General features: G+C 40.0%; 19 protein-coding genes. 5 read left to right on the forward strand and 14 right to left on the reverse strand.

Annotated elements, in window-relative coordinates; translation table 11 throughout:
- Positions 1-12: 12 nt before the first annotated feature.
- From pyrF to GYY70_RS06625, 3 genes are all read right to left on the reverse strand, one after another.
- A complete protein-coding gene (pyrF, locus tag GYY70_RS06615) occupies positions 13-741 on the reverse strand; it encodes an orotidine-5'-phosphate decarboxylase (RefSeq protein WP_174831756.1) in 729 nt (242 codons plus the stop codon).
- Between the two features lie 225 nt (positions 742-966).
- Entirely contained in the window at positions 967-2,151 is a 1,185-nt protein-coding gene (gene lapB / locus GYY70_RS06620) for a lipopolysaccharide assembly protein LapB (protein WP_174831758.1), read from the reverse strand.
- A gap of 1 nt (position 2,152) precedes the next feature.
- Complete coding sequence (locus GYY70_RS06625; RefSeq protein WP_084586804.1) at positions 2,153-2,494, reverse strand: lipopolysaccharide assembly LapA domain-containing protein; 342 nt, start codon at positions 2,492-2,494, stop codon at positions 2,153-2,155.
- 329 nt (positions 2,495-2,823) lie between these two features.
- Here GYY70_RS06625 and GYY70_RS06630 point away from each other — a divergent pair, with 329 nt between their 5' ends.
- From GYY70_RS06630 to fabI, 4 genes are all read left to right on the forward strand, one after another.
- Positions 2,824-3,747: a branched-chain amino acid transaminase gene (locus GYY70_RS06630; protein ID WP_174831760.1), complete on the forward strand. Its 924-nt coding sequence runs from the start codon at positions 2,824-2,826 to the stop codon at positions 3,745-3,747.
- 92 nt (positions 3,748-3,839) lie between these two features.
- The gene (locus GYY70_RS06635; RefSeq protein WP_037395126.1) at positions 3,840-4,031 is read left to right on the forward strand and encodes a zinc-finger domain-containing protein; all 192 of its coding nucleotides are present in this window, start codon (positions 3,840-3,842) and stop codon (positions 4,029-4,031) included.
- A gap of 134 nt (positions 4,032-4,165) precedes the next feature.
- Positions 4,166-5,122, forward strand: a complete 957-nt coding sequence (gene trxB, locus GYY70_RS06640) for a thioredoxin-disulfide reductase (protein WP_096765505.1) — start codon at positions 4,166-4,168, stop codon at positions 5,120-5,122.
- Positions 5,123-5,279: 157 nt separating this feature from the next.
- The gene (gene fabI, locus GYY70_RS06645; RefSeq protein ID WP_025330840.1) at positions 5,280-6,089 is read left to right on the forward strand and encodes an enoyl-ACP reductase FabI; all 810 of its coding nucleotides are present in this window, start codon (positions 5,280-5,282) and stop codon (positions 6,087-6,089) included.
- Positions 6,090-6,594: 505 nt separating this feature from the next.
- On the opposite strand, the gene GYY70_RS12355 is transcribed toward fabI, so the two are convergent.
- The 4 genes from GYY70_RS12355 to GYY70_RS06665 all read right to left on the reverse strand — a co-directional run bounded on the left by GYY70_RS12355 (position 6,595) and on the right by GYY70_RS06665 (position 9,169).
- A complete protein-coding gene (locus tag GYY70_RS12355) occupies positions 6,595-6,942 on the reverse strand; it encodes a hypothetical protein (RefSeq protein ID WP_370521158.1) in 348 nt (115 codons plus the stop codon).
- Between the two features lie 258 nt (positions 6,943-7,200).
- Complete coding sequence (locus GYY70_RS12235; RefSeq protein ID WP_255454286.1) at positions 7,201-7,335, reverse strand: hypothetical protein; 135 nt, start codon at positions 7,333-7,335, stop codon at positions 7,201-7,203.
- A gap of 477 nt (positions 7,336-7,812) precedes the next feature.
- Positions 7,813-8,403, reverse strand: coding sequence for a hypothetical protein (locus tag GYY70_RS06660; RefSeq protein WP_174831762.1), 591 nt, complete (start codon positions 8,401-8,403; stop codon positions 7,813-7,815).
- Between the two features lies 1 nt (position 8,404).
- Complete coding sequence (locus GYY70_RS06665) at positions 8,405-9,169, reverse strand: RHS repeat-associated core domain-containing protein (RefSeq protein ID WP_174831764.1); 765 nt, start codon at positions 9,167-9,169, stop codon at positions 8,405-8,407.
- 123 nt (positions 9,170-9,292) lie between these two features.
- On the opposite strand from GYY70_RS06665, the gene GYY70_RS06670 reads away from it, so the two are divergent.
- Positions 9,293-9,655: a hypothetical protein gene (locus GYY70_RS06670; RefSeq protein ID WP_174831766.1), complete on the forward strand. Its 363-nt coding sequence runs from the start codon at positions 9,293-9,295 to the stop codon at positions 9,653-9,655.
- 72 nt (positions 9,656-9,727) lie between these two features.
- Here GYY70_RS06670 and GYY70_RS06675 read toward each other — a convergent pair whose 3' ends face one another.
- The 7 genes from GYY70_RS06675 to GYY70_RS06705 all read right to left on the reverse strand — a co-directional run bounded on the left by GYY70_RS06675 (position 9,728) and on the right by GYY70_RS06705 (position 14,712).
- A complete protein-coding gene (locus GYY70_RS06675; protein ID WP_084390580.1) occupies positions 9,728-10,069 on the reverse strand; it encodes a hypothetical protein in 342 nt (113 codons plus the stop codon).
- Positions 10,069-10,959, reverse strand: coding sequence for an RHS repeat domain-containing protein (locus GYY70_RS06680; RefSeq protein WP_202984452.1), 891 nt, complete (start codon positions 10,957-10,959; stop codon positions 10,069-10,071). Before GYY70_RS06680 ends, GYY70_RS06675 begins: the two co-directional genes overlap by 1 nt.
- A 75-nt stretch (positions 10,960-11,034) precedes the next feature.
- A complete protein-coding gene (locus GYY70_RS06685) occupies positions 11,035-11,265 on the reverse strand; it encodes a hypothetical protein (RefSeq protein ID WP_037474221.1) in 231 nt (76 codons plus the stop codon).
- Positions 11,259-12,056 (reverse strand): RHS repeat domain-containing protein, encoded by a 798-nt coding sequence (locus GYY70_RS06690; protein WP_202984453.1) that lies wholly within the window; start codon positions 12,054-12,056, stop codon positions 11,259-11,261. The genes GYY70_RS06685 and GYY70_RS06690 overlap by 7 nt, the downstream gene beginning before the upstream one ends.
- A 199-nt stretch (positions 12,057-12,255) precedes the next feature.
- Positions 12,256-12,564, reverse strand: coding sequence for a hypothetical protein (locus tag GYY70_RS06695; protein ID WP_025315298.1), 309 nt, complete (start codon positions 12,562-12,564; stop codon positions 12,256-12,258).
- A gap of 13 nt (positions 12,565-12,577) precedes the next feature.
- On the reverse strand, positions 12,578-14,014 hold the full coding sequence (locus tag GYY70_RS06700) for an RHS repeat domain-containing protein (RefSeq protein WP_174831768.1): 1,437 nt from the start codon (positions 14,012-14,014) through the stop codon (positions 12,578-12,580).
- 302 nt (positions 14,015-14,316) lie between these two features.
- Positions 14,317-14,712, reverse strand: a complete 396-nt coding sequence (locus GYY70_RS06705; RefSeq protein WP_174831770.1) for a hypothetical protein — start codon at positions 14,710-14,712, stop codon at positions 14,317-14,319.

Consider the following 14,712-nt stretch of genomic DNA (forward strand, 5'->3'; position numbering starts at 1 on the left):
AAATTTTTCTACTTAAATCAGACCGTTATTAATTTGTTGTAATAGCTCAATCGGGTTCTGACTTTGCGTTACCGGTCTGCCCATTACCAGATAGCTGCTGCCTGCTGCTAAAGCTGATTTTGGAGTCATAATACGCCGCTGATCATCTGTAATTGAATTTTGTAATCTGATACCGGGCGTAACTAGTAAAAAATCCTGCCCGAGCTGTCCGCGTAATAAAGATGCTTCCTGAGCAGAACAAACCACGCCATCAAGACCGGATTGCCGGGTTAATTCAGCCAGACGAATAACTGTTTCATCTATGGATGAGTTTATACCGGTTTCTGCCAGTTCATTCTGAGTCATACTGGTTAATACCGTTACTGCAATTAATAATGGCGGCTGGCTGCAATTACTAACAGCTTCAGCAGCAGCCTCCATCATTCTTCGACCGCCTGATGCATGCATATCTACCATCCACACTCCCATATCAGCAGCCACTTTACAGGCAGACGCTACGGTATTGGGAATATCATGGTATTTTAAATCAAGAAAAATCCGATAGCCTTGTAATACAAGCTGCTCAACCAGATAGCGGCCAGTAGCAGTAAATAGTTCTTTACCTATTTTAAGCTGGCACAAATCCGGGTCTAACTGACGAACAAAATCCAGCGTTGTTTCAGCATTGGCAAAATCCAGCGCCACAATGACAGGTTTAGCTTTCTGATTCATTAAAGTAGTATCAAGCATCAATGGATTCATATTCCGAAAGTCATCATTCAATATTGTCTTTAACAATATACATTTATGTATATTGTTAAAGACTTATTCATAGAAATAATTTAATTATGATATCAATCTCTAATTTAATATCATATTATTTTTAAAAGTCATTTATGATTTTAAAAAATCATCTGTAACTGATTGTGTGCAGAATTTCTGTATATCAGAGCAAATATTCAGCAACTGATAAGACTTATCAGCCAACTACACATCAATACGATTTGGCGTAAATGTTTCCCATTTATTACAAGCCGGACAATGCCAGAAGAATACCTGAGATTTAAAATGACAATGGCGGCAACGGTACATCACAGATTTTTGCATCTGCATGCCCACTACTGAACGCATCATATCAACTTCGGCTTTCCATTTCGAACTGATAGTATTTTGTAAAACGCCGAGTAAACGGTAAGTTCCGGTCAGAGTAGGCTTACGCCGCACCAGATCAATAACAATTTCGGTAGCTCGGTCTTCACCATATACAGGTAAAGACTTTTCATATATCACACCAGATAAATCCAGCTGCGGAAACGTCTGGGCAAAACCAATTAAAACTTCCAGACCGTCTGCGGCTTTATTCATTCCATCATAGGCATCATATAAACGCTCACCTATCAGACTGAGATATTCATAATTCTGTTTTTCAATAGCGCTATAAGCATCTACAGCAGCCTGAAAATTTTGTTGTTTCAGTTCAACATCACCCAGAATCATATTAGCCCGGCTGCATTTGCGATTGACTGCCAGAGCCTGAAAAATATACTCACGTGCTTTATTGTACTCAGACTGATACAAAGCCAGCTGAGCTAGCTCACAGTAAAACTGGGCAATTTCAAATTGATAAGTCTGGTCTCCGGTACTGAGTTCTTCTGCCAGCTTAATGGCTTTTTCCCAGTCCCGATCCTGCTGATAAATATTCAGCAATATCTGCCGTGCCTGTCTGGCTTTACTGCCATTGAGCAAACCAACCAGAATCTGCTCGGCACGGTCTACCAGACCGGCGGCCTGATAATCTTGGCCAAGCTCGAAAGCGACAATATCACGACGTTCTGCGATAGTTTCCGGTAGCTCCAGTAATTTCTGATGTAAAGCGATGGCCTTATCATTTTCACCACGCTGACGGTACAACTTCCCTAATGTCAGATGCAGCTCATAAGTGCTTTGACGGGCATCATTTTGCAGATCGACAACCTCAGCCAGTTCACGTACTGCAACCGCACTTTTATTCTCAGCCAGAGCATCCAGACTTTTATAAAATCCTTCCGGTATGGCTTTCGCCTGTTTCAGCACAGCCCGCATATCTACTCGGGCAGCAAACCAGCCCATAGCAAAAAATACAGGTAACAAAATAACCGGTGTCAGCCACATCCAGAAATCATTACTATCCATATTAATTATTTACTTTCTTCTGATCAAAATTACCGGATTGTGACTGAGTAGCAGTAGTGGCAAGATTTTCAGTATGTACTGCCTGAGCGGCTGCCTTAATTTGTTTATCGAGCTTAGCCTGTAACTGATTGACCTGGCTGCGCAGACGTAATAATCGCCCAAACATGGCAAACACACCAAAAACAGCACCAATAATAAAAAATATCAGTAATAGGACAATTAATGGCAAATTGACAGTTTGTCCGGGTAAATAATTGAATGCAGTCATTTGTGTATTGCTTACAGCAAGCAGCAACAATATCAGCAACACCACTATTTTTATTAATGCATAAATAATTTTCATACTTATTCACCTTACACTGTACTGTTTTCTGAAGGTTTAATCAGACGTCAGATACAAGCCGGATTATTGAGGAAGCAACACAGTTTAAACGATTTCACGCCTTTTTAGCAAAAACCGCACTCTGCTTTCAGCATTGGCAAGCAAAACAGGCAGTGATAATATTTACTTTTACATAAAGTAACAGCGGCTATCGGCTAAAGATAAGACCTACAGCTGTTGTTACCATTATTTTTTGTACTGCCTAGTCATCAATCCTGCCTTGCCCTATCCATTGCAACACAGGGTTCCGGCCACCGCAGCTTAATGTCTTATTTTGGAGAAGTTTTATTATGTCTATGGCCGACCAAGACGGTTTTATCTGGTTTAATGGTAATCTTGTTGAGTGGAGAAATGCTCAAACTCATGTTTTAACTCATACATTGCATTATGGTATGGGGGTTTTCGAAGGCGTACGTGCTTATGAAACGCAAAACGGAACAGCCATTTTTCGTTTACAGGATCATACTAAACGTCTGTTTAACTCTGCCAAAATTACTGGCATGCATCTGCCATTCACAATGGAAGAAATCAATCAGGCTCACATTGAAGTAGTTAAAGCCAACAAACTGGCTTCCTGCTATTTTCGACCTATGGCTTTTTATGGTTCAAACAAACTGGGTGTAGCTCCAGATCAAAATGATGTACAGGTAATTGTGGCTGCCTGGCCATGGGGAGCCTATCTTGGCGAAGAAGGTATGCAAAAGGGTATTCGCGTGCAAATCAGCTCGTTCACCCGTCATCACCCCAATATCACCATGATTAAAGCCAAAGCCAATGGCAATTATATGAATTCTATTATGGCTAATACCGAAGCTACCCGTAATGGCTATGATGAAGCAATAATGCTGGATTCAAACGGTTTTGTTGCTGAAGGATCCGGGGAAAATATATTTATCGTCAATGATGGCAAACTTTACACACCGGCTCTGGATGCAGCTTTGGATGGGATTACCCGGCGTACAGTAATGGCTATCGCAGCTGATATGAATTTAACCGTTACTGAAAAGCATATTACCCGGGATGAAGTTTATTGCGCAGACGAAGTATTCTTTACAGGCACGGCAGCTGAAGTAACACCTATCCGTGAAGTTGACGGTCGCGAAATTGGTTGTGGCTCCCGCGGTACGTTGACTACAGAGATTCAGCAGCGATACTTTGACATTGTTCATGGCAAAAATACCAAATATGAATCCTGGCTGACTTATATCATTTAATTATCTGAATAAAAGGCCTGATTACAACATTATTTGCTGTAATCAGGCCTGTTTTGTATGATTAGCTCTCAGCTTAACCAAGGGAAATAATTATGAGTAATACAGCCCAATCAGTTACAACCATTACACCGCATGATTTACCATTGATATGTACCGGCCCGGAACATGAAACATGGAATGGCCATCCCCGGGTATTTTTACCCATTCAATCTAACAGTAGTATTGAATGCCCCTATTGTGGCAAACAATATCATCTGGATGGTATTGCTGACAATCATCACTAACTTTGTTCAGGCGTGCACATAACTAATAACTATTCTATTAAATCGAAATTGGAGAATTTAATTCTTTTTTGATATTGTGGTACAGTTACCTCCATTTATCCTACTTAGTATTGCCCAAATAATAAGGAAATGTCATGAGCGAACTCACACACAGCCGATTAATTATCCTTGGTTCCGGACCAGCCGGTTATACAGCTGCGGTTTATGCAGCCCGTGCAGGCTTGAAACCTACACTGATTACCGGTATGGCACAGGGTGGTCAGTTGATGACAACAACTGAAGTAGATAACTGGCCGGCTGATGTTAATGGTGTGCAGGGTCCTGAATTGATGCAGCGTTTTCTGGAACATGCCGAACGCTTTGGTACCAATATGATTTTTGACCATATCAATCAGGTGGATTTACAGCAGCGCCCGTTTACTCTTATTGGTGATATGGGAAGTTACAGCTGTGATGCATTAATCATTGCAACAGGTGCTTCTGCCAAGTACCTGGGATTACCCAGTGAAGAAACTTTTGCCGGCAGAGGCGTTTCCGCGTGTGCTACCTGTGACGGCTTTTTCTACAAAGATCAGGATATAGCTGTTGTCGGCGGGGGGAATACTGCGATTGAAGAAGCTTTGTATCTGGCAAATATCGCACGTACCGTTACCCTGATACATCGCCGTGACAACTTTCGTGCTGAAAAAATCATGATTGACAGATTACTGGAGCGGGTAAAAGAAGGCAAAATCATTCTTAAACTTAATGCTACCGTTGATGAAATTCTTGGTGATGACAAAGGAGTAAACTCAGTACGCATTAATTATGCCGATAATGAAAGTGAAATTCTGGCAGTAACCGGCATATTCATTGCTATTGGCCATCAGCCCAACACCGAAATTTTCAAAGGTCAGCTGGATATGGATGCAACAGGTTATCTCATTACCAAAGGTGGTAATGATGGCAACGTCGGCGCAACAAATATTCCTGGCGTATTTGCCGCAGGAGATGTGAAAGACCACATATACCGTCAGGCTATTACCAGCGCTGCATCTGGCTGTCAGGCTGCACTCGATGCAGACCATTATTTATCCGGATTAACTGAATAATTTTTTAGTTATATTTAGTTATATATTGACCGGCTGAATGTCATCACATCAGCCGGTTTTAAAGTTTCTACTCTAGCGCTATATTTCGCGTAAAAGTAAATATTAGTTATAATGCGACCTTTAAGCTAAACACAAATCACGTTCAAGGATAATAATTATGGGCTTTTTGCAAGGCAAAAAAATCCTCATCACCGGTATGATTTCTGAACGCTCTATTGCCTATGGCATTGCCAAAGCCTGTCGTGAACAGGGAGCAGAACTGGCTTTCACCTATGTTGTAGACAAACTAGAAGACCGGGTACGCAAAATGGCTGCCGAACTGGGTTCAGAACTGGTATATCGCTGTGATGTACAAAGTGATGATGAAATCAGCCAGTTGTTTTCTGATTTGGGGAAAAGCTGGTCACAGCTTGATGGTCTGGTACATGCTATTGCTTTTGCACCAAAAGAAGCCTTAAACGGGGATTTTCTGGATAGTATTACACGCGAAGCATTTATGACGGCACATGAAGTGTCTGCTTATAGCTTGCCTGCACTGGCTAAAGCTGCCCGTCCGTTAATGAGTGGCCATAACAGCTCTATTCTTGCCCTGACCTATCTTGGTGCAGTGCGTGCCATACCTAACTATAATGTAATGGGCATGGCTAAAGCATCATTAGAAGCAGGTATCCGCTTCACAGCAGCCTGCCTCGGAGAGGAAGGAATTCGATGCAATGGTATTTCAGCAGGCCCGATTAAAACTCTTGCTGCTTCAGGCATTGCCAATTTCGGCCGTTTGCTGGCTCATGTGTCTGCACAAAATCCTATTCGTCGTAATATCACTATTGATGAAGTTGGAAATACTGCAGCTTTCCTGTTATCAGATCTGGCTTCAGGTATTACAGGCGAAATCACATATGTTGATGGCGGTTACAGTATCAATGCTCTGGGCGTACCGGAAGATCTGGTAAGTACTCATAACAGCTAAACTACAACTAAATTGCAGGGGTACAAATTGAATAATTATTTATGATTTGGCATAAATTTTAGTACTGCTCAATAGTATAATACTAAAGTAAAGTTGCTTAATTAATCAAACTTATAATTAACACTCAATTTTTACCCTTACATAAAATCGTATATTTTATTACTTCATATAAATTATAAGCGTCATGCTTATAGATGATTGATTTCAATCATCTATTTCTATCTTGGCAATCAGAAAAGTCAAACCTGTTCAGGTTTGACTTTTTCTAAAGATGTATCAAAATCTATCTTATTGTTGAATCCTTTATAAATTCCTCTTTAAATATTATCAAAGTTACTATTAACTTTTTTCTAAAAATAGCTTTTTCTTAATTAGACTGAATAAATCTCTGTTTATTAGGCAATTTATCTGCAGTTGCATAATACATTACCACAAAATCTTTGCTTCAGCTGAATTTACCATTAAACATTATTCTTTCTCCTGTTTTTTATATTACTAATTCTGGCTATGCTAATCTAATTATGCTAATTACATAGCACGTCAGTAATACATAGCCGCTTTCACCGGTATACAGGTACAGGCTCTGCCGTTTGTCTGCGCTGCTTTCCTGAATCATCTGCATCCCGTCCCACAGGAAGGTGGTGCGGTTGCATGGCTTTCCGTCACGGTCCAGCCGGTGTTTTTCAATCCGCCGACCGAGGGCATCGTAGACGTAACCGTAGCGTTCAGTATGGTTCAGCTGTTCGATACGTACTTCGGTCAGGCGGTGTTCGGCATCGTAATGGTAATACTGGGTACCGCTGGCGGTTTGTTTGCTGCGGGTTCGTCCGTGTTCGTCGTAGCTGTATTTCAGTCCGCGGAAGCTGAGCAGCTGATTAAAGCGGATCAGGTTTTGATTGCTTTCTTCTTCACCGCGTCTTCTGTCCAGCAGGTTGGCCGCAGCATCGTATTGCAGGGTTTCCCAGTAGGATTCGTTGCGGCAGCTTTCGATGCGTCCGGTTACGTCGTAGCAGTAATCACTCTATCCTTGATGTAGGAATTAGTAGATGGAACGAGAGTTAAATAAAAAAGCTGGTAAGATTTGATTTTTTTACCCAGCTTTCTTTATCATCTAAAAAGGTAATGTCCTTTTAATAGGAGCAAATTTTCTAATATCCACACCTTGTAATTTAAAGTAATAAAAAGCATCTTCTATATTGGAAAACTCACTAAATTCTTCAGTTGCATAATCTTCGTATATTTCCATTTTATTTTCAGGTATGTGGAAAAGATAAGTATTATATTTTTCATTCTCTTTTTTAATAGCATATTCAAATAAATAATTTTCACCATTTATATCCTTTATCTCATCAAAACCTCTAACCTTACCATTCTCTATGGCAGTGATTAGTTTTTTATATACAAATTAGCCATCTATATCAATCCTCACCATTGTCCTATCAGAACGTTTAATATTTATATGAGGCAAAGAAGCATTCTATTTCCTCTATCGTTGTATTAATATTTTTCAATTATTTTTATTTAAAACTATCTAACCAGTCGAATATCTAAAATTATTAACAATATAATTTACAATTAAATTTTTTATAAAAATTTATATTTATAATTACAATAAATGATTATATCTATATTTTTTTATGTAAATCATGTGTTTAATAAATTATTATATATTATTTTACGATTGTTTGAATTGTTATACTTTACAAATATTTATCAATTGTAATTATGCCGATTGCTCTAAAGTAGTATATTTCTGAGTATGTACGTCCCAAAAAATGTATAAATAACTTGTATCATGTCTAATTTCAGTTATATCTATTTGTCCTATAAAGAAAAGGGGCTTATTATTTATTATTGGCCACTCAGGAGATTGAAGCCATTTAGGTCTATTTTTTAAAAATTTGAAATCTTTCTTAATTTGTAATTTTAGGGCTTTTTCTAAATTTTTGCCTTTTTCGTTTTTATATTTTCCCATGATTAATTGGAAATAAGACTCGTTGAGAGATAACCAATTTGGTTGAATTTTTAAAAATAAGTTATATTTTTTACTAGCACTATTATTATAGACAAAACTAATATTTCTTTTTTCTAGAAATAATGCGAGCATACTTTTACTATCAAGCTCTCCAGATGGGCATAATAAATCAATTTCAAGAAGAGCGTAAAAAAGATTTACGGTCTTAATATATGATGGAATTTGTGTTTCTTCAGATAAAATGTTCTCTATATCCTTATTATAATATAGTTCTTTTTGAAAATTTTGTGGAGAAAGTGAACCTTCTACATATTCTTTAATAATAGTCATAGAATCCATTTTAGTTATTTCCTAAATTTCTATATGGATCAAGTTTAGAGTGCTGTTCTCTCGTAACTTCACGAAGATTAATAGGATTGTTTACATTTGCACCCCCATTGCGTTGAGGATTGTGATGGTGTAATTCCATAGGATTGCCATTTGCGTCAAGAGGGGCATTTCCCTTTTTAATGCGATCAAGGTTTCCACTACTGAATTCTTGTGAAGTTCCTTTTGTAGCTTCATACCGATTTTTCCAATATCTTTTCCTTACAACTTCCCAAGACGGATTATTACCATTAGTGAGCGGTTTATCAATAGCGTCACCTCTTTTCCATTTTTTAAATTTTACATTACAAGATAGTCCTAAAGGATCAATCCACGTAAACGCATTTGGCGCATACTGATAAAGATTAAACCCGCCGGCTAATCCAATCGGATCCGGCTGGGTAAAGCGGCCCATATCTGGATCGTAGTGCCTGAAGAGATTGTAGTGCAGTCCGGTTTTTCTGTCTGAATACTGTCTCTGATACCTCAGGTTCTGTTGTATCTCCGTATGAGCAATCTCCTGTACCGGTTTACCCCATAACTGATATGAGCATTCCCAGACGATTTCACCGGCTTCATCCGTCAGCTCCTCCGGCATGCCGTTCAGGTCGGTATGGAAGTAGTAGATGTGTTGTTCCTGATTACCGTTTCTGTCTATCCGCGCCAGCGGTTCATAGCTGCCTTCATCAGTATACAGATACAGGTTCTGCCGTTTGTCTGCGCTGCTTTCCTGAATCATCTGCAGCCCGTCCCACAGGAAGCGGGTACAGTTGTAGGGCTGGCCTTCGCGGTCTATCTGATGTTTTTCGATACGCCGGCCAAGGGCGTCGTAGACGTAGCCGTAACGCTGACTGCGGCCTGTTTGTTCGATGCGTACTTCGCTCAGGCGGTGGTCGGCGTCGTAGTGGTAGTGCTGGGTTGTGCCGATGGTCTGTTTGCTGGCAGTTCTGCCGTGCTCGTCGTAGCGGTAGTGGTGTCCTCTGAAATGCAGGAGCTGGTTACAGCGAATCAGGTTGTGATTGCTGTAGTCTTCTCTGTATTTGCTGTCCAGCAGGTTGGCAGCGGCATCGTATTGCAGGGTTTCCCAGTATCTCTGATTACGGCAGCCTTCGATTCTGCCGGTGTGATCATAGCGGTAATCGGTCTGCCCGTGTTTGCTGTGTTTTTTGCTTACCAGCCGGTCGAGGTTGTTACATTAAGAATTATGCTAATCATTAGAGTTTGAGCTAATACATACAATTATCCTATTGGAACATCAGCTTTTATATGTTCATGACCATAGACTTTTATTTTTTAATTAACTTTTAGTTTTTCGAATTTTAGCTAAACCTTTTTCTAGGCGACTTATATTTTTATACTTATCGGGAACTGTACTTTTAGCGAGATATTTATACCATTCATCTACAGTAGTTTTGAATAATTCTAAACCTTCTTGAGTAACATTTGACATCTTAATAACAGTATCAGTTTTTAATTTTCCTGCATCATCAAAAGGTTCAATACCAATTAATAATTCATTATTTTTTAAAAAGTTTAATAAGGCTGTTGAACTTTGAATAATATCCTCTTGCCATTGCTTACTTTTATTTCTTGTAAGCAATAATGGAATATTATGTAAGGTAAAATCAATTTTGCTCATTACTTTACTCCAATAACAGTTGATACATCATCTAATTGTATTAATTGACCGGTATTTTTATTTTTCACAAAAACTCCCCCAGCTTCACGGATTCTTTCTTCTTTCGCTATCTGTGGTCCTTTATTTAAAGCACCGGTTCGACTCGTGACCTCAACAGGCCTCCATTTCCCATCTTGCCCTTTAACTACAAAATCGATTCTACGTCGTTCACCTGTTAAAGGGTCTTTAACTGATTTACCCTTATTATCTCTTAAATAACGTTCACTTAAAACATTTTCCTTGCCATAACGTTTTTCCAATATATCTTTCGCCCTCTGTTCACGCTTCATACCTGCTTTTTTGTTTGGTATACATGCCCACCCCCACGGGTCAATCCAAGTCAACCCATTAGGTGCATACTGATACAGATTAAACCCACCCAGCAACCCAATCGGGTCTGGCTGGGTAAATCTACCTATATCCGGATCATAATACCTGAACGTATTGTAATGTAAGCCAGTTTCTCTGTCTAAATATTGTCCCTGATATCTGAGGTTTTGCTCTATGGGTTCGTGTTCGATTTCATGAATCCGTTTCCCCCAGAGCTGAAAGCTGCATTCCCACAGTATTTTACCGTTTTCGTCGGTAAGCTCTTCCGGGCAGCCATTCAGGTCGGTGTGGAAGTAGCGAATATGTTGTTCTTGGTTGCCGTCTGTGTCTATCCGCGCCAGTGGTTCGTAGCTGTTCTGGTCTGTATAGATATACAGGCTGGTAGGATGATTCGGGCCGGTTTCCTGAATCATTCTTAAGCCGTCCCACAGGAAGCGGGTACGGTTGTAGGGTTGGCCTTCGCGGTCTATCTGATGTTTTCCGATGCGTCGGCCAGGACGTCGTAGATATTGGAATGTCAATATATCTTCAAACAACAAAATTAAGAAAGGGTAATGAAGATTATTATTCAATAAATCCCACAATATATTTCTAAATTAACTATATATAGCCAGCTCAGGCTTACAAAAACCTACAACAAAATCCATTAATTCTAAAATAATATCTTCCTCGTCAAGATACCTCAGGTTTTGTAAACAATCATACATGCAATTCTGTGGCATGCCTTTATTTTTAAAATAGACTAATACCTTTCTAATTTCCAATAAATCTTTATTTGAAAATATTTCTTTTTTCACACAATCAAGGAATTTCTGTTGTTCTAGCATTTTATCCATTTACTTTTTAAATTAGCCAATGCTGCTTGGTATTTTGAAAGAGGCATAGACTGTTTGGGCTGAATTGTTCCATGTCCTGGTTTGTCTGGTACGTACTGCAAATCATTACCAAGATCTGCCACATCTAATTTCCAAACAGGATCTTTACCCGTTCCTCCAAATTCTATTGGTTTTCTATGTGGCGGTAAATCTTGAGGCGATGGAGATACGGAAACTCCGCCTGTATTAGGATGAACATTACCATTGGTGTCTACGGGAATATCGATATTAGGTCTAACACCCAATGTTCTAGCTGAGTCTCCAACTTTGGGCTCACCTTTTTCTTCTGTCATTCCACGAAATATGTATGAACCATTTAATCCCCACGGATCGACCCAAGTCAACGCATTAGGCGCATACTGATACAGATTAAACCCACCCAGCAACCCAATCGGGTCTGGCTGGGTAAATCTACCTGTATCCGGATCATAATACCTGAAAGTATTGTAATGTAAACCAGTTTCCCTGTCTAAATATTGTCCCTGATATCTGAGGTTTTGTTCTATTGATTCGTGTTCGATTTCATGAATCCGCTTTCCCCAAAGTTGATAGCTACATTCCCACAGTAATTCGCCGTTTGCATCGGTTAACTCTTCCGGGCAGCCATTCAGGTCGGTGTGGAAGTAGCGGATATGTTGTTCTTGGTTGCCGTCTGTGTCTATCCGCGCTAGTGGTTCGTAGCTGTTCTGATCTGTATAGATATATAGGCTGGTGGGGTGATTCGAGCCGGTTTCCTGAATCATTCTTAAGCCGTCCCACAGGAAGCGGGTACGGTTGTAGGGTTGGCCTTCGCGGTCTATCTGATGTTTTTCGATATGCCGGCCTAGGGCGTTGTAGCTAGAATTCTGGGTGCTACTGGCATTTTTTATTTAAATTCTAATGGTTAAATCTTATAGATAATCGCTTTGAACCTTTCTATTATTGTATTTACCGATCAACTGGTCAGCGACTCCCATAAACATAAATTACTTCACCTGTATCAACATTTATATCAACATTTATATCATCTATTTCTATTCCACCAACTCCAACATCCATCCAATTATCTTGCGTAATCTCTTTTGAATAGAAACGTATTGTATAATATCTAATCTCTTTTTTTATCGTTATATGATTACTAAAAGAAATATAAAAATTATTAATATCATATTTACATTTGGAAACAAACTCACTATTTTTGGCTGCTTCTATAGCTTTAAATAGAAAAGGGGTATATCTTTTATCAAGCTTAAAAATGTAGTTTTCACACATAATATGCACTTCCTTATAACGGTATAGCATCATCTGGCCCACTAACTTTACCAAATATCTTCCAAAAGCTCCCACTTGGTGTTCCTAATACATTGGTATAATTAGGAAAGGTTTTATTAGCACGATTATGAATGCTAATATCACTATTAGAAAATTTATCACTATTATGAACATCACCAGCTTTATTCGTTCGATTAAAATTAATATCAGAGTAATCACCATGTGTGTGATATTGACCAACTGGTGTTGAGCCCTTAGGTAAACCTCCTGCTGATTCTTTAAATGTTGGTGCAGTTCTACCCGAACCAAGTCGCCCCCTTGTATAGCCATAAGTGCCATCTTTTGCTTTAAATATGATCCCACCATACTCACGATTTTTGAATATCGACATTGGATTATATTTACTAAGTGCTGCTCGCCCCGCATCATTGGCGTTTTTAAAACCTGTTGTACATTTTCTTAGGCCAAGTGGATCCACCCAAGTCAACCCATTTGGCGCATACTGATACAGATTAAACCCACCCAGCAGCCCAATCGGGTCTGGCTGGGTAAAGCGGCCTGTATCCGGATCATAGTACCTGAAAGTATTGTAGTGCAGTCCGGTTTCTCTGTCCAAATACTGTCCCTGATACCGCAGATTCTGCTGTATCTGTGTATGAGCAATCTCCTGTACCGGTTTGCCCCACAGCTGGTATGAGCATTCCCACACAATTTCACCGGCTTCATCCGTCAGCTCCTCCGGCATGCCGTTCAGGTCGGTATGGAAGTAGTAGATGTGCTCTTGCTGATTGCCTGTCCGGTCTATCCGCGCCAGCGGTTCATAGCTGTCTTCACCGGTATACAGATACAGGCTCTGCCGTTTGTCTGCACTGCTTTCCTGAATCATCTGCATCCCGTCCCACAGGAAGGTGGTGCGGTTGCATGGCTTGCCGTCACGGTCCAGCCGGTGTTTTTCGATCCGCCGGCCAAGGGCATCGTAGACGTAGCCGTAGCGTTCAGTATGGTTCAGCCGTTCGATACGCACTTCGGTCAGGCGGTGTCCGGCATCGTAATGGTAATACTGGGTACCGCCGGCGGTCTGTTTGCTGCGGGTACGTCCGTGTTCGTCGTAGCTGTATTTCAGTCCGCGGAAGCTGAGCAGCTGATTAAAGCGGATCAGGTTCTGATTGCTTTCTTCTTCACCGCGTCTTCTGTCCAGCAGGTTGGCCGCAGCATCGTACTGCAGGGTTTCCCAGTACGCTTCGCTGCGGCAGCTTTCGATGCGTCCGGTCATGTCGTAGCGGTAATCGCTCTGTCCCTGCCGGTTGTGTTTTTTACCTGCCAGCCGGTCCAGATTGTCGTAGCTGTAGCTGCGGTCCAGTATGATATCCGGCAGAATACCCGCTCCCGGACGGCTGGTCTGTTTTTTGGTCAGGCGGCCGGTGCGGTCGTATTGAAAACTGGTATTCATTCTGCCCTGGCTGCGCAGGGCTTCCCGGTGCAGATGGCCGGAACCATAATACAGTTTGCTGATGAGTTCTGGTTCGGCTTCTGATGGATAGACTGGACAGTGTCAAATTATAAAAAGCCGAAAAGATTTAATTTCTTTTCGACTTTTTAAATTAATAAAACTCACTTTTTTGTTCCAATATAGAAATCAAAACTGCATTAATTTTGTAAATGATATTTATTTATTTCATTGAGATACTGAGTTAATGAATAAAATGAAATTCCAAAAAGGTTAGAATTTCAACAGAAAATTTATCTATTTGTTTATAATTTTTTTACTTTCCAAACTCTTGTTGCTGCAACAAATGATAATCCTTTAAACCAAGATGCAAACTCAATAACTTTTTCCCAAGGATAAATGCGTCTAGAGGCAAATTTTATAGTCTCATCTTGATTCATTATTTCTATAAAATAAAACATAACAGGAGCATCGCGACTTCGACTAATGCGATCTTCCATTCTTGCCGGTCTAAAAATCACTACACAATCATCCATCAAATAATTTTTTGCAATTGTAATTGCTTCATCTTTATTCCATGGGTTAAAGTCAGCAACTTCATCGTTATTTTTAAATTCTTCTTCAGAAATATACCAAACATGATCTTCGGTATTTCGATTATTCCTTAATCCTGAATTGCACTCATATATGATTTTATCCAT

This window comes from Snodgrassella sp. ESL0324 (genome assembly GCF_013344955.1).
GTDB classification, from domain to species: Bacteria; Pseudomonadota; Gammaproteobacteria; order Burkholderiales; family Neisseriaceae; genus Snodgrassella; species Snodgrassella alvi.